Source organism: Streptomyces sp. NPDC094147 (assembly GCF_044764265.1).
Taxonomy (GTDB): domain Bacteria; phylum Actinomycetota; class Actinomycetes; order Streptomycetales; family Streptomycetaceae; genus Streptomyces.
In genome coordinates, this window is sequence record NZ_JBIWHT010000007.1 from 139,960 (window position 1) to 166,583 (window position 26,624).

Consider the following 26,624-nt stretch of genomic DNA (forward strand, 5'->3'; position numbering starts at 1 on the left):
CACCCGAACCGGCCACCGCTCGGCCCGCCGCCTCAGCCGTCCGAGCCCAGGATCAGCCGTCCGCGCCAGTGCCCACCCTTGAGCGCGCATGCCGCCGGCACCAATCCGCCTGGAGGCAGCATGCGCTGACAGCGCCTCAGCCGTCCCTCCCCAGCACCAGTCCCGAGGTCGGGACACCCGTGCCCGCCGTGACCAGGACGTGGGCCGCGTCGGGTATCTGGTTCACCGAGCTGCCCCGCAGCTGGCGGACCGCCTCCGCTATGCCGTTCATGCCGTGCAGATACGCCTCCCCCAGCTGGCCCCCGTGTGTGTTGAGCGGCAGCGCGTCCGCCGCCACGAAGTCGGCCGCCTCACCCGGTGTGCAGAAACCGAACTCCTCCAACTGCATCAGCACGAATGGCGTGAAATGGTCGTACAGGATCCCCACATCGATCTCGGCGGGTGTGAGCCCCGAGGTCCGCCAGAGCTGTCGCGCGACCACACCCGTCTCGGGCAGTCCGGTCAGCCCGTCCCGGTAGAAGCTGGTCATCCCCTCCTGCCGGCGGCCGGCCCCCTGCGCGGCCGCGGTGATCACGGCGGGTCGCTGCCGCAGATCCCTGGCCCGGTCGGCGGTGGTGACGACGATCGCCTGCCCGCCGTCGGTCTCCTGGCAGCAGTCCAGGAGCCGCAGCGGCTCGACGATCCACCGCGATGCCGCATGGTCGGCCAGGGTGATCGGCTTGCCGTAGAAGTACGCCGCCGGGTTGTTCGCTGCGTGACGGCGGTCGGTGACGGCGACCTGGCCGAACGCGTCGGGCGTCAGGTTGTACGTGTGCAGATAGCGCTGAGCTGCCATGGCGACCCAGGACGCGGGCGTGAGCAGCCCGAACGGAAGCGACCAGCCGAGCGCCGCCCCCTCCGCCGACGGCTCCCGGTGCTGCACCCCGGACCCGAACCGCCGACCCGAGCGCTCGTTGAACGCCCGGTAGCAGACGACCACTTCGGCCACCCCGGTGGCGACCGCGAGGGCCGCCTGCTGCACCGTCGCGCAGGCCGCGCCGCCCCCGTAGTGGATGCGCGAGAAGAACGACAGCTCGCCGATGCCCGCCGCCTGCGCGACGGTGATCTCCGGGCTGGTGTCCATGGTGAACGTGACCATGCCGTCGACATCGGCGGGCACGAGCCCCGCGTCGTCGAGCGCCGCGCGCACCGCCTCGACCGCCAGCTTCAGCTCGCTGCGCCCCGAGTCCTTGGAGAACTCGGTCGCCCCGATCCCCACGATGGCCGCCTTCCCCCCGAGCGAGTCGACCCCGCGCACGCTCATGACTGGGCCCCGGGGAGCGCGGGGGTGCCGGAGGCAGCGGAGGGACTGGAGGGTCCGGGCGGTGCGGGTATGGCCACGCGTACGGTGCCCGTGACGTGGTGGCCGAGCCCGTTGACCCCGGTCACCCGAACCTCGGCGACCTCCCCGTCCACGGCCGTCACCGTGCCGGTCAACGTCATGGTGTCCCCCGGGTAGTTGGGCGCGCCGAGCCGTATCTTCACCGACCGCAGCCGGGCCGCGGGCCCGAAGTGGTCCGTGATGTAGCGCCCGACCAGGCCGTTGGTGGTCAGGATGTTCATGAAGATGTCCGGGGCCCCCTTCTCCCGGGCGAGCACCGCGTCATGGTGCACGTCCTGGTAGTCGCGTGAGGCCACCGCCCCGGCCACGATCAGCGTGCGGGTGACCGGGATCTCCAGCGCCGGCAACTCGTCTCCGACCTTCACGCCCCCACCCCCTCTCCCATCCCCGATTCCTTCTCCGCGACGATCAACTCCCCGAGCTCCGCCAGGAGTTCACCCCCGCATCCCAAGTACGCGTCGAGTTGGCGCCCCCACAGGAAGTGCCGGTGGACGGGGTGTTCGAGGTCCGCGCCGAGGCCGCCGTGCAGGTGCTGGCCCGCGTGCACGACGCGGGTGCCCGCCTCGGACGCCCACCAGGCCGCCGTCAGAGCATGCGTCCCGTACCGCAGCCCCGCGTCCCGCCGCCAGGCCGCCTCGTACACGGTGACCCGTATCGCCTCGGTGTCCATGTAAGCGTCGGCGGCCCGCAGCAGCACGCCCTGGTTGGTGGAGAGCGGGCGTCCGAACTGCTCGCGGGTCGTGGTGTGCCGGACCGCCCTGGCCAGCGAGCCCGCGCACACCCCGGCCTGGAGCCCGGCGAACGCGGTACGGGCGGTGGCCAGCACATCGTCGTACGCGCCCGGTCCGCCCACCCGCTCGGCCGGGGCACCGCTGAGCGTGAGCCGTCCGGCCGACCAGGGTGCGGTCGTCTCCACCGGCTCGGCCTCCGCGTCGGCGGTGCTCACCAGCCACAGCCCGCGCTCCGCGTCCGGGACCAGGACCAAGGTGGCGTCCCGCAGCCACGGGAGGAGCGGGACGACGCCGGTCAACTCGCCCTCTGCCGTTGCCCGTACGCCTCCTCGTGCCGCGGGGAACGCGCCGGTCGCCACCGCCGTGCCGTCGCGCAGTGCGGGCAGCAGCCGTTCACGCTGCTCGGCCGTGCCGTGTGCGGTGAGCGCGAGGATCCCGTAGACACAGCTCGCCGGGAACGGGACCTGGGCCGTGGTCCTGCCCTGCTCCTCCAGGGCGAGCACCAGGCCGAGGAGGCCGACCTCCTCGACGGCGGCGAGCAATCCGGCCCCGCACAGCGCCTTCCACAGCTCGGCATCCGTTCCCGTACCGGCCGCGGCGAGCCGCTCGTGCGTCGACAGGTCGCCGAAGATCTGCCCGGCGAGCCCGCCGACGGCCGACTGCTCCTCAGTGGGCGTGAAGTCCATCAGGCCGCCTCCGCCCGGAACACGGGGAGCTCCAACTCATCGTCCACGCGCAGGAATTCGAGCCGCACCGGCATTCCGATCCGCACCTTGTCCGGCGCCACCCCGACCACATTGCTGATCATCCGCACTCCCTCCGCCAGCTCGATCAGCCCCACCGCATAGGGCGGGTCGAAGGCAGGGAAGGGCGGGTGGTGCATCACGACGTACGAGAAGACGGTCCCGCCGCCGCTCGCCTCGACGGCGTCCCACCGCGCCGACCCGCAGGCGTGGCACCCCGGCAGCCACGGAAACCGCGGCTCGGCGCAGTCGCCGCAGCGCTGGATGAGCAGCCGGTGCTCGGCGACACCGGCCCAGAACCCGGCGTTGTCCCGGTTGACGACGGGCCGTGGGCGCAGGGCCTCGGGAGGCGCCTGGCCCTTCCCCTCCGCCGACTTCCGCGACTGCCTCGCTGCCGCCGGCTGCCTCGGCCCCGGTTCCTCCGTATTCCGTTGTGCGGGCGCGTACTTGAGGATGCGGAAGCGGTGCGTCCCCGCGAGTTCGCCGTTGGCCCGGACGTCCATCCTGGTGGTGATGAAGTGCCCGGTCCCCAGCTTGGTGGTCTTGCGCTCGGAGACCGCCTCGATCACCGCGTCGTACGTGATCCGGTCGCCCGGCCGCAGATCACGGACGTACTCCTGCTCGCAGTCCGTCGCCACCACGGAGGTGTATCCGGCGCCGTCGAGCAGCTCGAACAGCTCGTCGTGGCCGGAGGCGCGGCCCGAGCCGTCGCCGTGACCGGAGAGGCCGCCCATCGTCCACGCCTGGAGCATGGTCGGCGGCGCCATGGCGTCCGGCCCCGCGTACGCGGGACTGGTGTCGCCCATCGCCTCGCACCAGTGCCTGATCATCGGCTCGTTGACGAGGTCCTTGCCGACCCCGGCGCTCACCGCCGACCGCCCCTCGAACTTCTTCAACCGGCCAAGGAAATCGGCCTCGTTCACCCCGTTCACCTCTTCCCCCTCTTCATCCCGAGCCGCATCGTCGCGACGATCTCCCGCTGCACCTCGCTCACCCCGCCCCCGAACGTGTTGATCTGCGCCGCCCGGTTCATCCGCTCCAGTTCTCCGCCCCCGAAAGCGCCGGGCGAACCACCCCGTACCAGGCCCGCGTCCCCCACGATTTCCTGACACATTCGATACGTTTCGACCGCGGACTCCGTTCCCGCGAACTTCACGCCGCTGGCGTCTCCGGGCGCCAGTCCACCGGCCCCCACATCGCCCACCAAACGCCAGCTGAGCAGGCGATTCACCGCCAGCCGGGCATGCGCCTCGGCCAGCTTGGCTTTCACCCAATGGTGGTCAACACGGCGCTCACCGGTCACCGGATCGGGCGTACAGGCGTACGTGAGCGCGGCGTCGTAGAAATCCTCGGCCTGCATGCCGATCGCGGCGAGCGCGACCCGCTCGTGGTTCAGCTGGTTGGTGATCAGCCCCCAGCCCGCGTTCTCCTCGCCGACCAGGTTCCCGACGGGCACGCGGATGCCGTCGTAGTACGTCGCCGTGGTGGTCAGGCCGCCGACCGTCTCGATCGGCGTCCAGGAGAAGCCGGGCGCGTCGGTCGGCACCAGGATGATCGAAATCCCTTTGTGCTTGGGCGCGTTGGGGTCGGTGCGGCAGGCGAGCCAGATCCAGTCGGCGTTCTGGGCGTTGGAGGTGAAGACCTTCTGCCCGTCGATCAACCAGGCTTCGCCGCCGCCCGCGCCCCCTTCGTCGCGTACGGCCTTGGTGCGGAGCGAGGCGAGGTCGGTGCCGGCCTCCGGTTCGCTGTAGCCGATGGCGAAGACGAGCTCGCCGCTGAGGATCCGGGGCAGGAAGTACGCCTTCTGCTCGGCGGTCCCGTACTTCATCAGGGTCGGGCCGACCGTGTTCAGGGTGACCATCGAGACCGGCGCGCCCGCCCGGTAGGCCTCGTCGAAGAAGACGAACTGCTCGTCGGGACCCCGTCCCCGGCCGCCGTACTCGACGGGCCAGCCGAGCCCGAGCAGTCCGTCGGCGCCGATGCGGCGCAGCAGCACCCGCTGCTCGGCCGCACTGGCACCGAGCGGCGGGCCGTCCGGCATCAATCGGGCGAAGTACGTGCGGAGTTCGGCGCGCAGCCGCTGCTGGCGCTCGGTCGGGGCGAGGTGCACGACGGGGCCTTCCGTGCGTACGGACGGGCGGGAGGACGGGCGGACGGGAAGATCTGCGGACCAGATTTCTGACTGTCCGTCAGATATGGTCTCCCTGTCAATGCCCAAGCGGCCGCGAGCGCGCGGCCGCACCGCCCCGGCGGCCCCCTCGGATCCGGCGGGCATGCGAACGGCCCGGTCCGCGGCGCCGAAGCACCGCCGACCGGGCCGCCGATCACCGCACGGATCGGGCCCCGCAGTAGGGGCGGAGGCTCACCAGAGGCGGGAGAAGTTCACGGCGACGTTCCCGTTGCCCTGATTGATCGACGTGAAGGCGGAACCGTTCACCTGGGCGGTGTTGCTCTGGCTGGTGGCGCCGTCACCTACGGCCTGCTGCTGTGTGGTGGATGAATTGCCCCGGTTGTCGTGGCCGACCCCGCTGTCGCTGGCGGTGGCGACCGCCGCGTTCGATCCGTGGCCAGCGATCGCGCCATTGTCGGCGGCGGCCACACCCGAGAAGAGGGCGGCGGCAAGAGGCAGCGCGGCAACGGCGGCGAGGACGCGGGCGGTACGGATGCTTGCCATGTCAATTCCTCCAGGAACCAGATGTACGTGCTTGTACGGGCTTGTACGAGTAGTCCTGCTCGCACAGGGTCTGTAAGTACGGCCTGTTCCAAGGCAGTTGGCCGACCGCCTCGGACGCTGTGACGACGTCGCGAGACCAGAATTGCCCACCGAATCCCCGGCGAACCCGCCAAGAGGGAACCTTTCGCCCGCAAGCGTGAGGACATGTCGATAAACCCCCAATGCGCCCCCAAAGCCCGGCCGGGCAACCGGGTTTGGCGCCGGGGTCGCTCCTCCTGGCGAGGAGAACCGTTTCAGCACACATTCGGCCAATCTTTGCGGGTGGCGGGGGGCTGCCCTGTGGGCGGCTGGGGGGTGGCGGGGGCGCGGCCAAGGGGAGCGGCTCGACGAGAGCCCGCCCCGGCCCGTCCCGACCACTCCCCGAAGGGGATTCCCTTTCTCGAACATTCGTACGAACATGGAGTCATGGCCACCATCGACCGGCAGACCGCCACCCTGGCCCTCGCCCACGCGCTGTCCGCCGCCGAGCGCGGGCTGCCCGTCATCCCGCTGTCCCGCAGCAAGCTCCCCGCGCTTCCCTCACCGCACCGCGCGGACCCCCAGCCGGCGCCCTGCCGGGGCGAGTGCGGCCTCCCCGGGCACGGGGTGCACGACGCCACCACAGACCCGGCCGCGGTGCGCGCGCTGTTCGCGGCCGCACCCTGGGCCACGGGCTACGGCATCGCCTGCGGCCGGCCGCCGCACCACCTCATCGGCATCGACCTGGACACCAAGCCTCCGGCGGCCGATGCCACGGCCGCACTCCAACACCTGGCGCTGGGCCATCTGTTCACCATTCCGGAGACCGTGGTCGTGATCACACCGAGCGGGGGCCGGCACATCTGGCTGACCGGGCCGCCCGACGCGGTCGTGCCGAACTCGGCGAGCCGTCTGGCCCCCGGCATCGACATCCGGGGCGCCGGCGGCTATCTGGTCGGGCCCGGCTCGCTGAGCAGCCAGGGGGTCTACCGGCTCGCGCCCGGCACCGCCCATCTGGGCCCGGCCCCCTGCCCCCGCGCGCTCCTCGGCCTCCTCACGCCCCCCGCGCGCGCCCACCGCCCCCACCACCCCCAGCAGTACGACGGCCACCGGGGGCAGGGCCTGGTCCAGTTCGTCCTGGCCGCCCACCAGGGCCAGCGCAACACCCGGCTGTTCTGGGCGGCCTGCCGCGCGTACGAGAACGGCATCGGCGAGGAGCTGGCCGCCGCGCTGACCACGGCCGCGGTCCGGACCGGGCTCACCGAAGGCGAGGCCCGCGCGACGATCGCCTCCGCGGCCCGGATGAGCGCGGCTCGGTGAAGGCGTACGGGGGCGGCAGGTGGGGCGGGCAGCCGGGGGCGTACAGCAAGGCTGACCTTGCTCCATACATGTATTTCTGGCCACAAACGGCGCCTTAGGATGGGCGCGTTGGATTGGCATGCGCATGAGTCGCATGGGGTGAAAGCGGGACCGAGTGGACCGTACGGAAGAAGTGCGATCTGCCGCGCCGGCCGTGGAACTGGCCGTCGAGCTGCGCTCGTTGAAGCAGGGGTCCGGACTGAGCTTCGCCAGGCTCAGCCAGCACACCCACTACGCCAAGTCGTCGTGGGAACGATGGGTGAACGGCAAACAGTTCCCGCCGCGTACGGCTGTCGAGAGCATCGCCGCTCTGTGCGACAGCGACCCGGCCCCGCTGCTCGAACTCTGGGAGCGGGCGAACGAGGAACGGGCCGCGGCGAATGACGAGCCGGGGTCTACCGAGGCGGCTGTTCCGGATACCGCGAACGCCGCGGACGCACCGGCCGAGGCAGGTGCCATCGACACCGGACGCGCCCCGGACGGAGCGGACAAGGACGAATCGGACGCACACGGAGCCGAAGCGGACGACGCAAGCGCAGGCGCAAACGCGGGTGAAGCGGACGCGAGCGCGGACGCGGGCGATCCGGGCCGCGCGCACCGCGCGCGGCGGCGGCGCATCGTGTGGGGCGCCGTGCTGGCCTCGCTGGTCGTCGTGGCGGCGGCCACCATAGCCTTCGCCTCCGGCCTGTTCGGCCACGCGAAGGCCGCCGCCCAGCCGCAGCCGTCGCTGATCGCGGGACCGCCCGTGGGCTGTACCGGCACACAGTGCGAGGACAAGGACCCGAAGAAGATGAACTGCGGCGCCGACGCGGTCACCGTCCGCACCGGCTCCATCCCCAAGGACCTGGTGATCGAGCTGCGCTACAGCCGGGCCTGCGCGGCGGCGTGGGGCCGCATCTCGTTCGCCGAGGTCGGCGCCACCGTGGTCGTCAACAACTCGGACGGAGCCGCGTCGGCCAACGTCGTGCACTACGACCGGGACGTCTATACGCCACTGATCGCGGCGCCCAAGGACGGCTCCGTCTGGGTGTGCGCGGCCCTGCCCAAGGGCGGCGCGGAGAACTGCACGGGCCGCTTCATCCCGGACAAGGAGCACTGAACCGGGCCTCGCACACCCGGTCCGGTACGCCGTCCCGGCCGGACGCAGCGAAGGCTCCCCCCGCGGAGCCTCCGGTGCGCCTGCCGGCTCGGGACACGCCCTGATCGGCTGGGAGCACGACCCCACCAGCCCACCCGGACAGAAAGTCCGTCCCCGTAAAGGGAACTCTGGCATCCCCCGCGTCATTGGGTCTTGGACAAAATCGCGGTGCGGCAGCGGGGCGCGCTCACCCCGCCAGCCATACGCTGGTGTCGGCTCTGGCGGCCAGGAAGCGGCCCGGGGTGACGCCGGTCAGCGCGGTGAACTCCCGGCTCAGATGCGACTGGTCGTAGAAGCCGCACGCGATCGCGGTATCGACCGGCTTTACTCCCGTGGTGAGCAGCCAGATCGCCCGGCGCAGTCGCAGGATCCTGGCGGCCCGCTTGGGCGTGAGCCCGATCTCGCGCCGGAACAGCGTCTCCAGGTGGCCCACCGACCAGCCGCTCCTGGCGGCGAGTTCCCGGACGGGGAGCGTCCCCGAGCTGCGTACGAGCAGGTCCCAGGCGCCGCGCACGCTGGCCTCCGGCCGACGGGCGGGGTCCGCGTCGGCGGTCCACTGGAGCAGGGTGCGGTCGAGCAGTTCGAACCGATCGGGCCAGCCGGGCGCGCTCGCCAACGCCTCGCGGAGGCCTTCGACGCGTCTGCCGAGCACATCGCCCGGGTCGGTGACGATGTCCGCGAGCTCTCCCAGCGGGGTCCCGAACATCCGGTGCGCGGCCCAGGGCGCCAGCGTGACCTCGACCCCGTGCAGCCTCCCCGCATGCCCGAGCACCCTGGCCCGGGTGTGCAGCCCGGACACCAACGAGGTGTGCACTACGGGCTTTCCGGGGTGCCGCCCGGCCTGGCCGACTCGTATCTCGTCCCCGAACCCGATGAGCAGCGACACCCGCCCGCTCGGCACGACCAGCCGCTCCTGCGGCCGTTCACCGGTCAGCCGGAACCCGCGATAGGCGCCGACCCCGGGCCGCAGCCGGACATCCGGCAGCGCGTAGAACCTGCCCCCGCCGCCACCCCCGCAACTCCCGGCCCGGCCCGCTCGCCCTCTCACCCACAGCTCCTCGCCCCGGGACCACCCCGAACGAGACCCACTGTCGATCCACCCCCGGCAAAGGGCCAGCCCTGCTCGCATCCCAGGGACACGAGGGGACATCCCACGGCCCTGACCAGTGGAAACACCGGGCGGGTGCGGGTCGCGGGGATGGTGCCGAGCCGCCGGATCCGCACAGCCGCCGGGCGCGGCCCCCAAGTTTCTCCGGGGGCCGCGCCCGGCAGCCAAGGCCTACGGCAGGGACCACCAGTTGACCCAGAGGTCGGAGTCGTCGGTGATGACGAACGCGTAGGGGCGTTGCGTAGCGTTCTTGTTGTCCTGGACGGTGATGGCCTCACCGGGGCGTTCGATGACGCGGCCGGCGGGGGTGCCCTGGGCCGCCCAGTTCCACTTGCTGCCGTCCCACCAGTTCACGTACAGCTTCGAGTCGTCGCCGATGACGAAGACGTAGGGGCGGGTGAAGGCGTTGGGATCGTCCTTCATCGTGATCGTGCCGACGGAGTCGAGGATGAGCCGCCCGCTGGGTGCGCCCTGGGCGCTCCAGTTCCACTTGGAGCCGTCCCACCAGTTGACGTACAGCTTCGAGTCGTAGCCCTGGACGAAGACGTACGGCCGCTCCACCGCGTTCGGATTGTCCTGGACGCTGATGACGCCCGCGCCCTTCTTGACCGGCTGCCCCGACGGCGCGCCCTGGTCGCTCCAGTTCCACTGCGAGCCGTCCCACCAGTTGACCCAGACCCGGGAGTCGTCGGTGATGACGAAGGCGTAGGGGCGGGTGAAGGCGTTCGGGTTGTCCCGCATGGTGGTGACCCCGAGGGGACGCGAGATGGTGCGGCTCGGCGGCGCGCCCTGGTCGCTCCAGTTCCACTTGGAGCCGTCCCACCAGTTGACCCACAGACGGAAGTCGTCGGTGATGACGAAGACGTACGGACGCTGAGCCGCGTTGGGGTTGTCCTGGACGGTGACGACCCCGACGCCCTCGCGGACCAGGCGCCCGCTCGGCGCGCCCTGGGCGCTCCAGTTCCACTTGGAGCCGTCCCACCAGTTCACGTACAGCTTCGAGTCGTCACCGATCACGAACGCGTACGGCCGCTGCGCCGCGTTGGGATTGTCCTGAACCGTGACGGCGCCGACCTTCTCGATGATGCTGCGCCCGCTGGGTGCGCCCTGGGCGCTCCAGTGCCATGCCTTGCCGTCCCACCAGTTGACGTGCAGCCGCGAGTCCAGGCCGCGCACGAAGACGTAGGGCCGCTGTGCTGCCTGCGGGTCGTCCTTCATGGTGACCGCGCCCATGGTGGCCCTGACACCGACCGTGCTGGTGGGCCTCTGCTGATCGTTCCACTGCCATGAACCCATCGAGTTTCCCTCTCCGGCCCGCGGCCCGGCATGACGCCGGCGGGGCATGCTGAGGAGTGCTCCCGGAGCCCGGCACCGCAGAAGGCAGGCACCGGAGCAACAACAGGGACGGGTCCGGCCGGAACCCCGCAAAGGTTGCGTGCGCGCACACTCTGGCAGCGCGGCGCCTGCCTGTCACCGGCGCGGCACGGAAGCCGATGCTCCACGGAGCCGATCCGGACATCACCAGATCTCTCCCCCCCGCCCCAGCCGTCGAGCGTGTCCCGCTGAGAAAGGGTGCCCCAGAATTTGGGACACCCCCTAGCGCGTCAGACGGTTGCCGGGTCCGTCAGGCCCCGGATAGTCGGGGTCGTCCTCACCGGTGGGCAAGGGGCGATGCCCCTCGCACCAATCATTGGTCCACCCGCAGACGCCGCAGGCGTAGCGGCCATCGAGTCCCGCCACGCGGGTACCGCACTTCCGACAGTCCGCCTCAGTGATCTCCGGAGTGAACACGGGCTCAGGTTCGGGGAGCGCATCCAGTTCCGGCGGCCATGGACTCATGGTCCGGAGCGTATCCGGCAGGCTGCGGGGCGCCCCCGGAAGACAACCCGCAGTCGCCGCGCGACCAGCCCCCACTCGATCCCTGCGCTGTCGCAGCTCCACACCTTGGGCATCGCATTTTCGAGTCTCCTCACGCCCCCAACGCGAAAGGGGCGCCCCGTCACGGGGCACCCCTTCTGACCAGCGCATACGCCGGCCTGTTGCGGTGGGTGTGGGATTTGAACCCACGGTGACTCGCGCCACGACGGTTTTCAAGACCGTTCCCTTAGGCCGCTCGGGCAACCCACCCGCGCCCCGCCGACCAGCGGCGGAAGCGGCTACAGCCTACCGGCTGCGGGTCAGTTGCTGTCGCCCTTGCGTTCGCCCAGGGTGATCGTGACCGTGGTCTCCTTGCCGTTCCGCTTGTAGGTCAGGGGGACCTGCTCGCCCGGCTTGTACGTCCAGATCTCGCTGATCAGCGTCGGGCCGCTGTCGATGGCCATGTCGCCGAACTTGGTGATGACGTCGCCCGGCTTCAGGCCCGCCTTGTCCGCCGGGCCGCCAGGGGTGATCGGCTGCTGGCTCGCGGTGCCCTGCGGGGAGATCTGGGCACCGTCGCCGCTGCCGCTGACGCCGCCGCCCTGCTGGATGCCCACCGAGGCGCCGATCACCGGGTAGACCGGCTGCCCGGTCTTGATGAGCTGCTCCGCGACGTTCTTCGCCTGGTTGATCGGGATGGCGAAACCGAGGCCGATCGAGCCGGCCTGGGACTGGCCGCCCATGCCGCCCGTGCCCGCCGACTGGATCGCCGAGTTGATGCCGATGACCGCGCCGGCCGAACTGATCAGCGGGCCGCCCGAGTTGCCCGGGTTGATCGACGCGTCGGTCTGCAGGGCGCTCATGTACGAGGCCTTGGTGTTCTGGCCGTCGCTGGAGGCCACCGGGCGGTTCTTGGCGCTGATGATGCCGGTGGTCACCGTGTTGGAGAGGCCGAAGGGGGCGCCGATCGCGATCGTCGAGTCGCCGACCGCGACCTTGTCGGAGTCGCCCAGGGCCAGCGGCTTCAGGTTCGCCGGGGCGTTCTTGAGCTTGACGACGGCCACGTCGTAGCCCTGCGCGCGGCCCACGACTTCGGCGTCGTACTTCTTGCCGTTGGAGAAGGTCGCGGTCAGCTTGCCGCCGCTCGCCGCTGAGGCCACCACGTGGTTGTTCGTGAGGATGTGGCCTTCCTTGTCGTAGATGAAGCCGGTGCCCGTGCCGCCCTCGCCGTCGTTGCCCTGGGCGTCGATCGTCACCACGCTGGGCAGCGAGCTGGCGGCGACCGCCGCCACCGTGCCCGGGGCGCGCTTGAAGTCCTTCGGGATGTCGGAGGACGCCACGGTGGTGGAGCCGGAGCCGTTGTTGCCCCGGTCCGCGGCGAAGTAGCCGATCGCTCCGCCGATGCCGCCGGCCACCAGGGCGGCCGCGACCACCGCGGCGACCAGGCCGCCGCCGCGCCTGCGCGGGGCCGGGGGCTGCGGGGCGCCCCACGGCTCGCCGCCGTGGCCCTCGCCGCCGCCTCCGTAGGAGGGGAGCGCGGGCGGGGGCGGCGGCCAGCCGGCGCCGCCCTGCTGAGGGGGCGCCGACTCGTGGGCCGCGTACGCGTATGCCTGCGGGTTCTGCTGCGCCGGTGCGGCCGGGGTCGCGGGCATCGGGGCGGTGACCGGCTCAGGGCCGGGGCCCGCGCCGGGCTCGGGGGCTGCCGCGGCCGACTGCGGTACGGCCTCGTGGACGAGGGTGCTCTCGGCCTCGCGGGGCGCGGCGGCCGGGGCTGCGGCGGGTGCGGGGGCCTCGGCGGCGGACGCTTCGTCCGCGGCCGAGGGCGCCGCCTCCGAAGCGGCGGGCGCGGCATCCGAAGGCGCGGCCGGGGCAGTGGGGGCTGCGGCGGGGACGGGAGGTGCAGCAGGTGCAGACGACGGGGCAGGCGGGACGGCCGGGACCGCGGTGCCCTCGTTCTCGGTGCTCACAGCTTGCTCTCCTCGGTTTCCACTCGGTCTGGGGGACGGACGGCTGGCGGACTGACGGGCGTCGTGCGGGTGGTGCTCGGCGTTGCTGTCGGGCGTCGGCGCGGAGCCTCGGCAACAACAATGGTGCGCCTGGGGTCCGACATCGGACCCCGCACGGTGCGCATGACACCGCTCAGCTTTTCCCACCGCACGTCAGGCCACTGTAAGCAGGAGCTGTGTATCAGTGCGCCAAGCCGTGGTCCGGCGATGGCACGATGACGCGGTGACCCAAGCACGGCAGCACAGCTCGCACACCCCAGACCACGCCCGCATCCAAGTGGTGGCCCACCGAGGAGCCTCCGAGGACGCCCCCGAGCACACTCTCGCCGCGTACGTGAAGGCGATCGAGGACGGGGCCGACGCCCTGGAATGCGATGTCCGGCTCACCGCCGACGGACACCTCGTCTGCGTCCACGACCGGCGCGTCAACCGCACCTCCAACGGCCGTGGCGCGGTGTCCGCGCTGGAGCTGTCCGCGCTCGCCGCGCTCGACTTCGGCTCCTGGAAGGACAGCGAGGAGAGCCCGGACTGGGGGGACCGCGAATTCACCTCCGTCCTGACTCTGGAGCGGCTGCTCGAACTCGTCGCCGATGCCGGACGCCGGGTCGAGCTGGCCATCGAGACCAAGCACCCCACCCGCTGGGCCGGTCAGGTCGAGGAGCGTCTGCTGCACCTCCTCAAGAGGTTCGGCCTCACTGAGCCGCCGCCGGCCGGTGAAACCTCCCCGGTCCGCATCATGAGTTTCTCCGCGCGCTCCCTGCATCGGGTGGCCGCGGCGGCACCCGACATCCCGACCGTCTATCTGATGCAGTTCCTGTCCCCGCGGCTGCGCGACGGGCGGCTGCCGGCCGGGGCGCGGATCGCCGGTCCGGGGATGCGGATCGTGCGCAACCACCCCGCCTACATCGAGCGGCTGCACCGCGCGGGGCACCGGGTGCACGTCTGGACGGTGAACGAACCCGAGGACGTCGATCTGTGCGTAAGCCTCGGTGTGGAGGCAATCATCACCAACCGCCCGAAACAGGTTCTGTCCCAACTGGGCCGCATGTAAAGGCCATTACAGGGAGTGCACCGGCGCGTTCGCTCCGTATTCGATCGTGACAAATGCGTCGCCTGCCAACGGTTGGCCGGTTTCCGGTCCAGTCCATTGGGGCATCCACACCGTGGCGTGGGGCGAAGGAGGTCTCGGGGGTGGCGTTGGTGGTGGCACAGGAGGTGCCCACGTCGTCGAGCATGGCCGTACCCCATGGCCCTGCGGGCGTGGGCAAGGCGAGGCGCCGGATGCGTGAGCAGCTGCTCGGCAGCGGGGTGTCCGAACCGGTCGTGGACGATGCCGTTCTGGTCCTGTCCGAACTGCTCAGCAATGCCTGCCGGCACGGCAGGCCGCTGGGGCGGTCCGACATAGGCGACGGCGACATCGAGGCGGCCTGGCGAATCGACAAATCGGGGCGGCTGACCGTCGAGGTGACCGACGGGGGCGGCCCGACGCGACCCGTCCCGGCGACGCCTTCGGTCACCGCGCGCGGCGGCCGGGGGCTGAACATCATCAGCGCCCTGGCCCAGGACTGGGGTGTGCGCGACAGCGCGTCCGGCGAGGTGACCGTGTGGGTGATTCTCACCGCGGGGCACCGCCATGACGATTTCGCTACGCGCGTTGCGTCCCCGGGAGCAGCCCCCGGCCTGGAGTTCGCGGACGCGTTCGACGACCTGGACTGAGGAACGCGTACGAGCCCGAGGGACCCGAGGGCGACGCGCGCACGGCATCCGCTCACGACACGCCCGTACGGCACCCGGGGACACGCCGACCGCCCCCGGGCGGGGCTCGGAGCCCGGCTCGGCCGCCCCGGGCGGTGACCGGGCTCGCTCGGCCGCCCTCGGGCGGTCCGGGCGCTAGGCTCGCGGCCGACACAGCGACACCGCACCACCGCAGTCGGGAGAGCCACACCATGGCCAAGAAGCGCCCCCAGACGAAGGCCGCCAAGCCGCAGATCAGCGCCGGGGAAATCCCTGTCGTCGGGGCCCGCGAGCCCTGCCCCTGCGGCTCCGGCCGCCGTTACAAGGCCTGTCACGGGCGGGCCGCGTCGCACGCCGTGACCGAGCTGGTCCAGCGCCCCTTCGAGGGCCTGCCCGGCGAGTGCGACTGGGTCGCGCTGCGCGAACTGGTCCCGGCCGCGACCGTCCCGCTGACGCTCAAGGACGGGCTGCCCGACGGCGTGCCGTCCGTGACGCTCGCGACCGTGCTGCCGATGGCGTGGCCCGCGCTGCGCCGCGAGGACGGCTCCGTGCTGCTCGGCCTGCAGAACGACACGCCCTCCGGCGACATCAGCCGCGACCTCGCCGACACGCTGAAGCGGGCGCTGGTCGCCGAGCCCGGCTCGCCGGTCGCCGCCCAGCGCGCCGACTCCGACGGCGTACGGCTCCAGGACCTGCTGGACCCGGCCGCCGCGTTCGAGCCGGAGGTGCACAGCGGTTTCGAGTTCTGGGTGCCGGACGCCGAGGGTGCCGCCGGCGAGGTGTCGGCCTCTCTGGAGCGGGCCAACGCCGCCGCGATCCCGACCGTACGCCTGACCTCCGTCGACTCCTCGTACTGGTGCGAGACCCCCGAGAAGAACCACCTGCGGTGGGTCATGCCGCACGCCGAGGAGAAGCTGCTCGACGCGCTGGCGCGGCTGCACGCGGCCGGTACGTCCTCGCTCGGCGAGGGCACCCGGCTCGTCGGCTCCTTCCGGGCGCACGGTCTGACCGTGCCGGTGTGGGACCTGCCGGCCGGCATGACCGCCGAGGAGTGCGAGAAGCCGGCCGCCGAGTTCGCCGAGCGACTCGCCACGGCGCTCGCGAGTGACGCGCCGCTCACCGCGGACGAGCGCCGGGCCAGGGGCGGGCTCACCAACCGCCAAGTGACCCTCAGCTGAGAGTGACGACCGCTGGAGTTTCGGTCGAGCGACAGGTGACTCCTGTCACAACTCCCCGTACTCGCAGGTAAATCGGTGTCCGAATTACCGAGATCGAATTTGCGAACGACCGATCTCTTGTTACGGTTCTAAGAGCCCGGTCGCTGGTGCATCCCCCGTCGCCAGCGATCGGGCCCTTCCATGTGCCGGTCCGGTCAACGGGCCGAGGGCTGCGTGGAGTTGCTACCGGAACGCAGCAGCAGCGGTGCGTCCTCTCCCGCTCCCGCGAACTCCGACACCGCCGAATACACCCCCGCTCCCGCAGCGCGCCCCGACGCGCTCTGATGCGGGGTTTCACAGGATTCCGGCTGGTCATCGGCCGCCACCCGGCAGTTCGTCTCCAGGGTCTGCCCGCCCGGCCCCATCAGTGTGAGCACGGAGCTCAGCTCCTGACCGGTGGCGTTGCGGTAGTAGGTACGCGCCCAGGTGTCGAGCCCCCGGCTCAGCACACAGGTCTGCGCCTCGACCCCTTCGGGGGAGACCAGTTCGGGCCCGCACTGCGCGGCCGCGTCCTCCAGCATCTCGCGCAGTGGCTTGTTCACCCGCGCGACGGTATGGCCGAGGGGAGCTTTTGCGTCATCCGCCGCGCTCGATTTCTCGGGTCCGCCGGCGGGTCCGGCGGAGGCCACCAGCGGCAGCAGTACGGTGCCCACCACGACGGCGCTGAGCCCGGCCAAGCGGAGGTGCTGGAGATTCATGGGGGGACCCACCTGCCCTGGAATTCGTGATGGTGGGCCGAAGGTATCCACGGAAACCGGACGCCTTGCCGTGCGTGCACCCAATTCCCGTACAACCAGGCCGTGCTCACACCCGAAAGAGTGAAGGCGGCCCGGGAACCGGACCGCCTTCTCGATCATTGGGTGCGCCCGGCGCCGATCGCGACCGGGCCCGCCCCACTCAGTACGCCAGTCGGCTGCCGCCGTCCGGTGCGCTGGTGCTCGCCTCGACCAGCGCGTCCACCACCGCCTCCACGTCCGGCAGCCAGGGTGCCGCCGAGCCGGGCAGCGGCGCCCGCTCCCAGCGGACCCGGCCCTTGCCGGTCAGCGACGGAGGGAGCACCAGGTACCCGCCCTCGCTGTGGAAGCGGAGCGAACTGGGCACCCAGTCCTTGGAGTAGAGCAGTTCGCCCAGCCGCTCCATCGAGTAGGGAGCCACCAGGAGCGACCACCTGGTGGGGGTCGCCACGACCGGGCCGAGCCGTACGCCCATGGAGTCGAACGCGGCGAGCGCCCGAGCTCCGGCGACGGCCGGGAGGCTGATCGCGCAGGGCGCGCCGGCGCCCGTGGCGAGCAGGACCGGCGCGGTCGGCCGGTTCGCCCACCACCAGCGGATCATCCGCTCGTCGGTGGTGGCCGCGAGCAGTCCGGGATCGAAGGGGTGCGCCCCGGGCACCACGCATTCCGCATCGGGACACGCACAGCCGCGGCCGCCCGCGGCCAGTCCCACGCCGGGGAGCACAGGCCATTTCCATCGGGTCGCACAGGTCAGCGCGGCGCCGAGCTGAGCAGCCCTTTCACTGCGCCAGAACCGGAACCTGCGTCGCCTTCCGAGGATCTCGCGCATGAGCGCTCGTTCCTTTCCGTTGAACGCCGAGTCCACATCACACCGTGTGTGCATCACTTCTCTGCGCGTACTTGCTCTGTGAGCGTGCGGTACGGGGAACCCGCCAGGACCGATCACCGGCGGGGACCACTGGTCGCGACAGCCACTGCCTGTAACCATTTAAAGCATGGCGAAGGGTGGCGCGTGCATGGCGCTTGCCGTCCTGTGTGCAAAAACCCCGCCGCTCGGGGATGAGGCGCGACCCGTCGGCTCTTGAGACGTTCAAGACCGGTCGCACGGTTCCGAGGCATCCTCAACTGCCCCGGACCACACCGATTACGTACCCAACGCGGTTGAAACGACGCACAGTTGAACGGCTTCAGTCGACCCCAGCACTGGGCCACCAGGGTCATTTTTTGGCCAAGTTGGACGCCCCACGGACACCAATAGTCCCGCTATGACAATGCTGGACATCCCCTTACTTGTGCGTGTACATGTGGATGCATTGATAGCGGCGCAGAATGACATGGGGGTTTGCGATGCTATTGAGCGAAATCAACCAGTCGGAAAGCCGGCTGCCATGAGCGCCCCTCACCTGCCGAAAGTGGCTGGAATCGATCCAGCCGTTCCGCCCCCCGCGCACACTCATGCGCCCCTCCCCTCACCCACCGCCCACACCCCGCCCGGTGCGGTGCTCCAGGACCGGCTCGCCGGCTGGGTCTCCGACCTCACCACGCTGCACGAACTCACCGAGCGGCTCACCCGCACCACCGTTCTCGACGACGCCCTGAACGAACTCCTGAGGGCGGGTGCCGCCCTGGTCGGCGCCCGGCGCGGCCTGGTCGTCCTGGAACCCGTCGACGGTCTCGGCCCCGCCGTCACCACCGGCCTCGGGCTCGCCCACGCCGACCTCGGCCACATCGAGACCGTGCCGCGCAGCGCCACCGCGTACGGCCGGATCCTGGACGGGCTGCCGGACGGCGACGGCGGCTGCGACCTCATGGCGGAGGGCGGCCTGGACCCGCGCCACCGCGAGGTCGCCGCCCGCCTCGGCTACGCCGCCAGCTACGCACTCCCCCTCGGCACCGACACCGCGGGACGGCTCGGCGCGGCCGTCTGGCTCTACGACGAGAGCGCCAAACCCGTCGAACGCCAGCGGCACCTCGTCGGGCTCTACATCCGGTACGCGGCCGAGCACTTGGGCCGCCTGGTCGAACTGGAGCGGGCCCGCACCCAGCTGGCGACCGTCGCCGAGGAGCTCCTGCCCAGCCGCCTGCCCCGGGTCGCCCGGGTCCAGCTGGCCGCCCGCCACCTCACCTCGCCGCGCGGCGGCGGCGACTGGTACGACGCGCTGCCGCTGCCCGAGGGCGCCCTCGGCCTCGCGGTCGGGTCCGTCACCGGATCCGGGCCGAGCGCGGTCGCGGCGATGGGACGGCTGCGCGCCAGCCTGCGGGCGTACGCCGTCATGGAGGGCGAGGATCCCGTCGCCGTGCTCTCCGACCTCGAACTGCTGCTCCGGCTGACCGAGCCCGCCCGCTCGGCCACCGCGCTGTTCGCCTACTGCGAGCCCGCCCGGCGCAAGATCGTCCTCGCCGGGGCCGGGCACGCCCCGCCGTTGATCGTCGGCGACCGGCGCACCGAGTTCGTGGAGACCTCCCTCTCGGCGCCGCTCGGGATGCTGGCCTGCTGGGAGGCGCCCAGCGTGGAGCTCTCGCCCGCCCCCGGAGAAACGGTGCTGCTCTACACCGACGGGCTGCTGCACCGCACCGGTGACCCCATGGACCGGGCCTTCGCCCGGCTGCACGCGGCTGCGGCGAGCGTCCCCAAGACGGTGCGGGACGATCCGGACGCGGTGGTCGATCACGTCCTGCGGACCGTGCTGCCCGACGGGCTCGACACGGCGGACAGGACCGAGGACGTGGTGATTCTCGCGGCCCGCTTCGAGTAGCGCGGGTAACAGGCACAACGGCTCTGGACCCCCTTCCGCACGCCCGTACGATGGTGGAGGCCCCCCTGGCCCTGACGGCCTCGGGGGAGTCCGATGTCGTACTAGTGGAGGCAGACCGTGGCTGACCAGCTCACGCCGGAGACCCCGGAAGAAGCGGACGACAAGCCGATCAAGCAGCGGAAGAACGGCCTGTACCCGGGCGTTTCCGACGAGCTGGCCGAGAACATGAAGTCGGGCTGGGCGGACACCGAGCTGCGCGGCCTGGAGCCGATCGCACAGGCCGGCCACACCGCCGACCGCCGCGCCGCCCTGTCCAAGCGCTTCCCCGGCGAGCGCCTGGTGATCCCGGCGGGCAACCTGAAGACCCGCTCGAACGACACCGAGTACAGCTTCCGCGCCTCCACCGAGTACGCGTACCTGACCGGTGACCAGACCGAGGACGGCGTGCTCGTCCTGGAGCCCGAGGGCGACGGGCACGAGGCCACGCTCTACCTGCTGCCGCGTTCGAACCGCGAGAACGGTGAATTCTGGCTGTCCGGCCAGGGCGAGCTGTGGGTCGGCCGCCGCCACTCGCTGAGCGAGGCCGAGCAGCTCCTGGGCATCCCCGCCAAGGACGTCCGCGAACTGCCCGCCGCACTCGCGGAGGCGACCGGTCCGGTCCGCGCCGTACGCGGCCACGACGCGGCCATCGAGACCGCGCTCACCGACAAGGTCACCGCCGAGCGCGACGAAGAGCTGCGCGTGTACCTCTCCGAGGCGCGCCTGGTGAAGGACGCGTTTGAAATCGCGGAGCTGCAGAAGGCGTGCGACTCGACCGCCCGCGGCTTCGAGGACGTCGTCAAGGTGCTCGACAAGGCCGAGGCGACCAGCGAGCGCTACATCGAGGGCACGTTCTTCCTGCGCGCCCGCGTCGAGGGCAACGACATCGGCTACGGCTCGATCTGCGCCGCCGGCCCGCACGCCACCACCCTGCACTGGGTGCGCAACAACGGCGAGGTCCGCTCCGGCGACCTGCTGCTGCTGGACGCCGGCGTGGAGACCAACGAGCTCTACACCGCCGACATCACCCGTACCCTGCCGATCAACGGCACCTTCTCGCCGCTCCAGCGCAAGATCTACGACGCGGTGTACGAGGCCCAGGAGGCCGGCATCGCCGCGGTGAAGCCCGGTGCGGCCTTCCGCGACTTCCACGACGCCGCCCAGCGCGTGCTCGCCGAGAAGCTCGTCGAGTGGGGTCTGCTCGGCGACCTGGACGTGGACAAGGTCCTGGAGCTCGGCCTCCAGCGCCGCTGGACGCTGCACGGCACCGGCCACATGCTCGGCATGGACGTCCACGACTGCGCGGCCGCGCGCACCGACGCCTACGTCGGCGGCGACCTGGTGCCGGGCATGTGCCTGACGGTCGAGCCCGGTCTGTACTTCCAGGCCGACGACCTCACCGTGCCCGAGGAGTACCGCGGCATCGGCGTCCGGATCGAGGACGACATCCTGGTCACCGAGGACGGCAACGAGAACCTGTCCGCCGCGCTGCCGCGCCGCGCCGACGAGGTCGAGGCGTGGATGGCCGGGGTCAAGCAGGCCTGATCCACCGCTCTTCAGCGCCCGGGGGCGCGCCGCTCAGGACACCTTGAGCAGCGCGCCCTCGCGCCATTTGAGGATCTTGTCGAAGCTGACCACCGCGCCCCGGCCCGGCCGGTTCCTGAAGTGCACGTGGTCGGCGAGCTGTTCGATCAGGCCGAGGCCCCTGCCGTGCTCGGGCAGACCGCCGGTTCGGGCCGGCAGTGCGGTGCGCCGGCTCCGCCGGGCGGGAAATCCGGGTCCCGAGTCGGCGACCTCGATGCGGCACTTCTCGCCGTCGAGATAGGCGGTCACCCGGTACGCCGCCGACGCGCTACCGGACACCGCGTCCCCGCCGTGCTCGACCGCGTTCGCGCAGGCTTCGCTGAGCGCGACCGACAGGTCGTAGGAGACGTCGGGGTCGACCCCGGCGGTCTCCATGGTGTCGAGCAGAAGACGACGGGCGAGCGGAACGCTCGCAGCCTCGCGCCGCAAGTGGAGAGACCACCAGATGCTCATGCTCCAGCCTCCTGGCTGCGGCTCGACAAGCCCTTCTCTCTACGGGCGCAGTATTGCCGCATCTACCGGTCCGTAAGCGCCCTCTTGACGTGATGGCGCCCATTCGGCGGATGTACGCGCCCCTCACGCCGGTGTAAAGCACCCCGGAACCTTCTGGTCCGCTTCGCCGGAAGGCCCCGACCACGACCAAAGGCGACGTTCCGGACCTGCCGTATGGAGCGGGTAAGCGCAGTGCGATGATGACCCCGCCATGTCTTCCCCCCACGCCCCAGCAGGCGCCGGTCTCCGGCTGCTCAGGGCCGCGGTGTTCGCCGCGGTCTGCGTCGTGCTGTCCGCGATGGGGCACGTCATGGCCGCCTGCGCGACCGTCCCCTGGTGGACGCTGCTCGCCGGTTTCCTCGGGGTGTTCGCCGTGGTGTCGCCGCTCGCCGGGCGGGAGCGTTCGCTGCCGCCCATCGCGGCCGCGCTCGCGGCCGGACAGCTCGCCCTGCACACCCTTTTCGGCGTCGGCCAGCACACGGCGGCCGCCTCCGGCGACGGGACCACCGGAGACCTCCCTCTGGTGCGCTTCGCCGGCAAACTCCTCTGCGGCGCCGGACCGGCCCCGCTCACCGCGGCGCAGGCCCAGCGGATCGTGACCGACGCGGGCATCGACCCCGCCCGGGTCGGCGGCGGCCAGGCGAGCACGGCCGGCATGCCGGGGATGGCCGACATGATGTCGGGCATGGCCGGCGGCGCCCCGGCCTCGGCGCACTCCGCGTCGCTCGCCGCCTCGCTGCTGCCCTCGCTCCCGATGCTGCTCTGCCACCTGCTGGCCGCGCTGGCCACCGGGTGGCTGCTGCGGCGCGGCGAGGCCGCCCTGTTCCGGGTGGTCCGCCTCGCCGCCGAGTCCGTCACGGCCGCCGCCGAGGCCGCGTCCGTACGCTCGCTGCGGCACGCCCTCGCGTTCGTACGGTCCCTGTGCGCCGGGCTCATGGCGGCGGACCAGCAGGGTCCGCGCGCCCCCCGCGCACACCAGTCCGCCCCCGTTCCCCTGGCCGGGGCGCCACTTCAGCACTCGGTGATCAGGCGCGGGCCGCCAGCGGCGTACGCCCTCGCAGCCTGAACGCGGCCCACTCCCCTCACGTACCGCAGGAGTGGTGTCGCGGGTCCCCGCGCACCCTGGCGCGGTGGACCGTCCGCACCTTCCTGCTGACTGGAGTGTCTCTGCCATGAACCTTGCCCGTTCGCGTACCCGGATCGCCGTCGTCGGATCCATCGCCGCCACCTCCGTCCTGCTGCTCTCGGGAACGGCCTTCGCCCACGTCACCGTGCAGCCGGAGGGCGCGGCCGCCAAGGGTGGCTACGCCTTCGTCGACTTCAAGGTCCCCAACGAGCGCGACAACGCCAAGACCGTCAAGCTCGAGGTCTCCCTCCCCACCGACCACCCGCTGTCGTCCGTGATGCCGCAGCCGGTGCCCGGCTGGACGGTCGAGGTCACCAAGTCCAAGCTCGACAAGCCGCTGACCGTGCACGGCAAGCAGATCAACGAGGCCGTCACCAAGGTGACCTGGACCGGCGGGACGATCGAGCCCGGCCAGGTCCAGAAGTTCCCGCTCTCCATCGGCACGCTGCCCACCGACACCGACCAGCTCGTCTTCAAGGCGCTCCAGACGTACGACAACAACGAGGTCGTCCGCTGGATCGAGGAGTCGAAGAAGGGCGCGCCCGAGCCCGCGAACCCGGCGCCCACCCTTCGGCTCTCCGCCGCGGCCGGTGCCGATGCGGTCCCCGCGGCCGACACGAGCGCGGCGGGCAAGAAGACCGAGGCCTCCGCCACGTCCTCGTCCTCCACGGACACCACCGCCCGCATCCTGGGCGTCGTCGGCATCCTCGCCGGCGTCGCCGGAGTGGCCTTCGGCGTGCTCGCCGGCCGCCGCCGCTCCGCGTAACCCGCCCTTTCATCCTTCGACCGGAAAAGACCGGAAAATCTCCTCATGCGCAACAAGACCGCGCTGACTGCCGCCGCCCTCGCGGCGGCAGCGGCGCTCACCCTGACCGCGTGCGGCGGCGGTGACAGCGGCTCCAAGCCTGTCGCCGATGTCTCCGCCTCGGCGAAGACCCAGGCCGCGACGCTGCTCGACCGGCCGTTCCCCAAGCCGGACCTCGTCCTGACGGACACCAACGGCAAGAAGTTCGACTTCCGCGCCGAGACCAAGGGCAAGCCGACGCTGATCTACTTCGGCTACACCAACTGCCCGGACGTCTGCCCGCTGACCATGGGCAACATCGCCGTCGCCAAGAAGGCGCTGCCCAAGGCCGACCAGGACAAGCTCCAGGTGGTGTTCGTGACCACCGACCCCGAGCGGGACACCCCCGCCTCGCTCGGCAAGTGGCTCAAGGGCCAGGACCCGTCTTTCATCGGCCTGACCGGCGACTTCGCCACCATCCAGGCCGGCGCCCGCCAGCTCGGCATCGGCATCGACCCGGCCACCAAGGACAAGGACGGCAAGGTCGTCTCGATGCACGGGGCGCAGGTCATCGCCTTCTCCCCGAAGACGGACCAGGGGTACGTCCTCTACGGCGAGGACGCGACCGTGGCCGACTACACCAAGGACCTGCCGAAGATCATCAAGGGGGAGAACCCGTGAACCGCCGCACCACCCGCACCATCCGCTCCGCCCACCCGTCGCCCGACCACCGCCCCTCAAGGAGCTTCGCGCGGTCCTCGATTGCCACCGTCATAGCCATATCCGCGGGCCTCGCCCTCGCCGGCTGCTCCTCCAGCGCCGACGCCAAGCCGAAGCTCACGGTCAGCGACGCGTTCATGCCGCTGCCGACCAGTGACATGGCCGGCGGTTTCCTCACCGTCAAGAACGACAGCGGGACCGCCGACAAGCTCACCAAGGTCACCAGCGACCTGTCCGACAACGTCACGATCCACGAGACGAAGAACCAGAAGATGCAGGAGGTGACGTCCTTCGACATCCCCGCCAACGGCGAACTGGACCTCGAACGCGGCGGCAGCCACATCATGTTCATGGGTCTCAAGCAGAAGCCGAAGCAGGGCGAGAAGGTCACCATCGAGCTGCACTTCGAGAAGGCCGACCCGGTCAAGGTCGACCTCCCCGTGAAGGAAGCCACGTACAACCCGAAGCACCACTGAGGCACCCAGAGGGACTTGAGGGACTGACATGACGGCCACCGCCCCACGCCTCGGAACCATCGCGAGCCGGCCCCTGACCCGGCTGCTGCTCGTCACGGTTGCGCTGCTCGGCGCGCTGCTCGCAGGCGCCGTACCCGCGTCCGCGCACGCCGCGCTCACCGGCAGCGACCCCAAGGAAGGGGCGGTGGTCGCCACCGCACCCGCCCAGGTCGCCCTCACCTTCTCGGAGGGCGTCGCCCTGGACGCCAACTCCATCCGGGTCCTGGACCCGACGGGCAAACGCTCCGACACCGCCGAACTCATCAACCTGTGCAGCGGCAACGTCGTCAAGTACGGCGTGAGGCTGCGCACCGGCATCCCCAACGGCACCTACACGGTGGCCTGGCAGGCGATCTCCGCCGACAGCCACCCGGTGTCGGGTGCCTTCACCTTCTCCATCGGCGCCCCCTCCGCGACCGCCGCCGTCATCCCCTCCCAGCAGGTGGGCGGCGGCCTCGTCGGCGTCCTCTACGGCATCACGCGGTACGCGGCGTACGGCGGCTTCGTGCTGCTCACGGGCGGCGCGGCCTTCGTGCTGGCCTGCTGGCGGCGCGGGGCGGCCGTGCGACCGGTGCAGCGCGTCGTCGTCGGCGGCTGGCTCACCATGACCACGGCCACCCTCGCGATGCTGCTGCTCCGCACGCCCTACACGGGTTCCGGGAACCTCGCGGACGCCTTCGACCTGAACGGGCTGCGGGCCGTGCTGGAGACCAAGCCGGGCGCGGCGCTGATCTCCCGGCTGCTGCTGCTCGGCGCCGCCGCCCTGTTCGTCTCCGTGCTGTTCGGGGCGTACGCCAAGCGGGACGACGAGGCCGAGAAGAGGGACCTCACCTTCGGCCTGTCCATCGGCGGAGCCGTCGTCGCCGCCGGTCTGGCCGCGACCTGGGCACTCTCCGAGCACGCCTCGACCGGACTTCAGCCCGGCATCGCCATGCCCGTCGACGTCCTGCACCTGCTCGCCGTCGCGACCTGGCTCGGCGGGCTCGCCACTCTCCTGGTCGTGCTCTACCGGACCCCGGGCATCGAGCGCGCGGCCGTGCTGCGGTTCTCGCGCATCGCGTTGGGGAGCGTGGCCGTGCTCGCCGCGACCGGGCTCTACCAGTCCTGGCGGCAGGTCGGCACCTGGTCCGCCCTGGTCGACACCGCCTACGGGCAGTTGCTGCTCGTCAAGGTCGGTCTGGTCGCCGTGCTGATCGGGACCGCCTCCGTGTCGCGACGCTGGACCGCGCGCCTGTCGGAGCACACCGCACCGGAGGCCGAGGCCGCCGCGGTCGTGGAGCAGCGGGCCAGCGAGCCGGAGCCCGTCACCGTTCCCGACGACGGCCGGGACGCCAAGCGGGCCGCTCAACTCGCGCGCCAGCGGGCCGCGATGAGCACGGCCCGCGAGAAGCGGATCCGGGACGCCGACCCCGAGCGGACCGGGCTGCGTCGCACGGTGCTCGCCGAGGCCGGCATCGCGGTGGTGCTGCTGGCCGTGACGACAGTGCTGACCTCGACCGAGCCCGGTCGCACCCAGGAGGCGGTGGACCGGGCGAAGGCCGGGTCCGCGGTCGCCGTCGCGGACCGGCCGGTCGACATCCGGCTGCCGTTCGACAGCGGCGGCCAGAACGGCAAGGGCACCGTCAAGCTCACCCTCGACCCGGGCCGCACCGGCGCCAACGAACTGCACGTCTGGCTGGAGGACCCCTCGGGCAAGCCGAAGGACGCCCCCGAAGTGAAGGTCTCCTTCACGCTGGCCGCGAAGTCCGTCGGCCCGCTGCCCGTCGTGCCCGACCGCGTCACCGCCGGGCACTGGAGCGCGAGCGGCGTCCAGATCCCGATGGCGGGCGACTGGCAGATCTCGGTGACCGTACGGACCTCCGAGATCGACGAGACCACCGTGGACAAGAACGTCAAGATCGGCTGAGT

24 protein-coding genes and 1 tRNA gene are annotated in these 26,624 nt (G+C 71.5%); 12 read left to right on the plus strand and 13 right to left on the minus strand.

The annotated features are described in order from the left end of the window. Positions 1–136: 136 nt before the first annotated feature. The 6 genes from ACIQ8J_RS14050 to ACIQ8J_RS14075 all read right to left on the minus strand — a co-directional run bounded on the left by ACIQ8J_RS14050 (position 137) and on the right by ACIQ8J_RS14075 (position 5,529). Positions 137–1,303, minus strand: a complete 1,167-nt coding sequence (locus ACIQ8J_RS14050) for a lipid-transfer protein (protein ID WP_403269173.1) — start codon at positions 1,301–1,303, stop codon at positions 137–139. Further along, positions 1,300–1,746: a MaoC family dehydratase gene (locus tag ACIQ8J_RS14055; protein WP_403269176.1), complete on the minus strand. Its 447-nt coding sequence runs from the start codon at positions 1,744–1,746 to the stop codon at positions 1,300–1,302. Before ACIQ8J_RS14055 ends, ACIQ8J_RS14050 begins: the two co-directional genes overlap by 4 nt. Continuing rightward, a complete protein-coding gene (locus tag ACIQ8J_RS14060; RefSeq protein WP_403269178.1) occupies positions 1,743–2,798 on the minus strand; it encodes an acyl-CoA dehydrogenase family protein in 1,056 nt (351 codons plus the stop codon). The genes ACIQ8J_RS14055 and ACIQ8J_RS14060 overlap by 4 nt, the downstream gene beginning before the upstream one ends. Beyond that, positions 2,798–3,787 (minus strand): bifunctional MaoC family dehydratase N-terminal/OB-fold nucleic acid binding domain-containing protein, encoded by a 990-nt coding sequence (locus tag ACIQ8J_RS14065; protein ID WP_403269180.1) that lies wholly within the window; start codon positions 3,785–3,787, stop codon positions 2,798–2,800. The genes ACIQ8J_RS14060 and ACIQ8J_RS14065 overlap by 1 nt, the downstream gene beginning before the upstream one ends. Further along, positions 3,784–4,965 (minus strand): acyl-CoA dehydrogenase family protein, encoded by a 1,182-nt coding sequence (locus ACIQ8J_RS14070; RefSeq protein ID WP_403269183.1) that lies wholly within the window; start codon positions 4,963–4,965, stop codon positions 3,784–3,786. The genes ACIQ8J_RS14065 and ACIQ8J_RS14070 overlap by 4 nt, the downstream gene beginning before the upstream one ends. A gap of 252 nt (positions 4,966–5,217) precedes the next feature. Further along, a complete protein-coding gene (locus ACIQ8J_RS14075; protein ID WP_403269185.1) occupies positions 5,218–5,529 on the minus strand; it encodes a hypothetical protein in 312 nt (103 codons plus the stop codon). Positions 5,530–5,994: 465 nt separating this feature from the next. Between ACIQ8J_RS14075 and ACIQ8J_RS14080 the strand changes: the two genes are divergently transcribed. Beyond that, on the plus strand, positions 5,995–6,867 hold the full coding sequence (locus ACIQ8J_RS14080; RefSeq protein WP_403269188.1) for a bifunctional DNA primase/polymerase: 873 nt from the start codon (positions 5,995–5,997) through the stop codon (positions 6,865–6,867). A gap of 172 nt (positions 6,868–7,039) precedes the next feature. Beyond that, complete coding sequence (locus ACIQ8J_RS14085; RefSeq protein WP_403269190.1) at positions 7,040–8,005, plus strand: DUF2690 domain-containing protein; 966 nt, start codon at positions 7,040–7,042, stop codon at positions 8,003–8,005. 226 nt (positions 8,006–8,231) lie between these two features. Here the strand turns inward: ACIQ8J_RS14085 and ACIQ8J_RS14090 are convergent, their stop codons facing one another. The 4 genes from ACIQ8J_RS14090 to ACIQ8J_RS14105 all read right to left on the minus strand — a co-directional run bounded on the left by ACIQ8J_RS14090 (position 8,232) and on the right by ACIQ8J_RS14105 (position 12,976). Next, positions 8,232–9,092: a helix-turn-helix domain-containing protein gene (locus ACIQ8J_RS14090; RefSeq protein ID WP_403269193.1), complete on the minus strand. Its 861-nt coding sequence runs from the start codon at positions 9,090–9,092 to the stop codon at positions 8,232–8,234. A 231-nt stretch (positions 9,093–9,323) separates the two neighbouring features. Further along, positions 9,324–10,448, minus strand: a complete 1,125-nt coding sequence (locus ACIQ8J_RS14095; RefSeq protein WP_403269196.1) for a hypothetical protein — start codon at positions 10,446–10,448, stop codon at positions 9,324–9,326. A 746-nt stretch (positions 10,449–11,194) separates the two neighbouring features. Further along, positions 11,195–11,279: transfer RNA gene (locus tag ACIQ8J_RS14100), tRNA-Ser, on the minus strand. A gap of 50 nt (positions 11,280–11,329) precedes the next feature. Next, positions 11,330–12,976 (minus strand): S1C family serine protease, encoded by a 1,647-nt coding sequence (locus ACIQ8J_RS14105; RefSeq protein WP_403269198.1) that lies wholly within the window; start codon positions 12,974–12,976, stop codon positions 11,330–11,332. A 262-nt stretch (positions 12,977–13,238) separates the two neighbouring features. Here ACIQ8J_RS14105 and ACIQ8J_RS14110 point away from each other — a divergent pair, with 262 nt between their 5' ends. The 3 genes from ACIQ8J_RS14110 to ACIQ8J_RS14120 all read left to right on the plus strand — a co-directional run bounded on the left by ACIQ8J_RS14110 (position 13,239) and on the right by ACIQ8J_RS14120 (position 15,927). Further along, on the plus strand, positions 13,239–14,066 hold the full coding sequence (locus ACIQ8J_RS14110; protein WP_403269201.1) for a glycerophosphodiester phosphodiesterase: 828 nt from the start codon (positions 13,239–13,241) through the stop codon (positions 14,064–14,066). A 53-nt stretch (positions 14,067–14,119) separates the two neighbouring features. After that, positions 14,120–14,731 carry an ATP-binding protein gene (locus tag ACIQ8J_RS14115; RefSeq protein WP_403269203.1) on the plus strand — a complete coding sequence of 204 codons (612 nt, stop codon included), beginning with the start codon at positions 14,120–14,122 and terminating at the stop codon, positions 14,729–14,731. Positions 14,732–14,961: 230 nt separating this feature from the next. After that, the gene (locus ACIQ8J_RS14120) at positions 14,962–15,927 is read left to right on the plus strand and encodes a DUF5926 family protein (protein WP_403269206.1); all 966 of its coding nucleotides are present in this window, start codon (positions 14,962–14,964) and stop codon (positions 15,925–15,927) included. Positions 15,928–16,121: 194 nt separating this feature from the next. Here ACIQ8J_RS14120 and ACIQ8J_RS14125 read toward each other — a convergent pair whose 3' ends face one another. Further along, the gene (locus tag ACIQ8J_RS14125; RefSeq protein ID WP_403269209.1) at positions 16,122–16,664 is read right to left on the minus strand and encodes a hypothetical protein; all 543 of its coding nucleotides are present in this window, start codon (positions 16,662–16,664) and stop codon (positions 16,122–16,124) included. A 199-nt stretch (positions 16,665–16,863) separates the two neighbouring features. After that, on the minus strand, positions 16,864–17,529 hold the full coding sequence (locus ACIQ8J_RS14130; protein ID WP_403269212.1) for a bifunctional DNA primase/polymerase: 666 nt from the start codon (positions 17,527–17,529) through the stop codon (positions 16,864–16,866). A gap of 442 nt (positions 17,530–17,971) precedes the next feature. Here ACIQ8J_RS14130 and ACIQ8J_RS14135 point away from each other — a divergent pair, with 442 nt between their 5' ends. Further along, complete coding sequence (locus ACIQ8J_RS14135) at positions 17,972–19,456, plus strand: PP2C family protein-serine/threonine phosphatase (RefSeq protein ID WP_403269682.1); 1,485 nt, start codon at positions 17,972–17,974, stop codon at positions 19,454–19,456. Between the two features lie 117 nt (positions 19,457–19,573). Beyond that, the gene (locus tag ACIQ8J_RS14140; protein ID WP_403269214.1) at positions 19,574–21,040 is read left to right on the plus strand and encodes an aminopeptidase P family protein; all 1,467 of its coding nucleotides are present in this window, start codon (positions 19,574–19,576) and stop codon (positions 21,038–21,040) included. 33 nt (positions 21,041–21,073) lie between these two features. Here ACIQ8J_RS14140 and ACIQ8J_RS14145 read toward each other — a convergent pair whose 3' ends face one another. Beyond that, positions 21,074–21,532 (minus strand): ATP-binding protein, encoded by a 459-nt coding sequence (locus ACIQ8J_RS14145; protein ID WP_403269217.1) that lies wholly within the window; start codon positions 21,530–21,532, stop codon positions 21,074–21,076. 250 nt (positions 21,533–21,782) lie between these two features. Between ACIQ8J_RS14145 and ACIQ8J_RS14150 the strand changes: the two genes are divergently transcribed. The 5 genes from ACIQ8J_RS14150 to ACIQ8J_RS14170 all read left to right on the plus strand — a co-directional run bounded on the left by ACIQ8J_RS14150 (position 21,783) and on the right by ACIQ8J_RS14170 (position 26,622). Beyond that, positions 21,783–22,637 carry a hypothetical protein gene (locus tag ACIQ8J_RS14150; protein ID WP_403269220.1) on the plus strand — a complete coding sequence of 285 codons (855 nt, stop codon included), beginning with the start codon at positions 21,783–21,785 and terminating at the stop codon, positions 22,635–22,637. Positions 22,638–22,743: 106 nt separating this feature from the next. Further along, the gene (locus tag ACIQ8J_RS14155; RefSeq protein WP_403269223.1) at positions 22,744–23,463 is read left to right on the plus strand and encodes a YcnI family protein; all 720 of its coding nucleotides are present in this window, start codon (positions 22,744–22,746) and stop codon (positions 23,461–23,463) included. Between the two features lie 45 nt (positions 23,464–23,508). Continuing rightward, positions 23,509–24,162 carry an SCO family protein gene (locus tag ACIQ8J_RS14160; protein ID WP_403269226.1) on the plus strand — a complete coding sequence of 218 codons (654 nt, stop codon included), beginning with the start codon at positions 23,509–23,511 and terminating at the stop codon, positions 24,160–24,162. Positions 24,163–24,242: 80 nt separating this feature from the next. Further along, entirely contained in the window at positions 24,243–24,677 is a 435-nt protein-coding gene (locus ACIQ8J_RS14165; protein WP_403269685.1) for a copper chaperone PCu(A)C, read from the plus strand. A 28-nt stretch (positions 24,678–24,705) separates the two neighbouring features. After that, on the plus strand, positions 24,706–26,622 hold the full coding sequence (locus tag ACIQ8J_RS14170) for a copper resistance CopC/CopD family protein (RefSeq protein WP_403269229.1): 1,917 nt from the start codon (positions 24,706–24,708) through the stop codon (positions 26,620–26,622). Positions 26,623–26,624 lie beyond the last annotated feature (2 nt).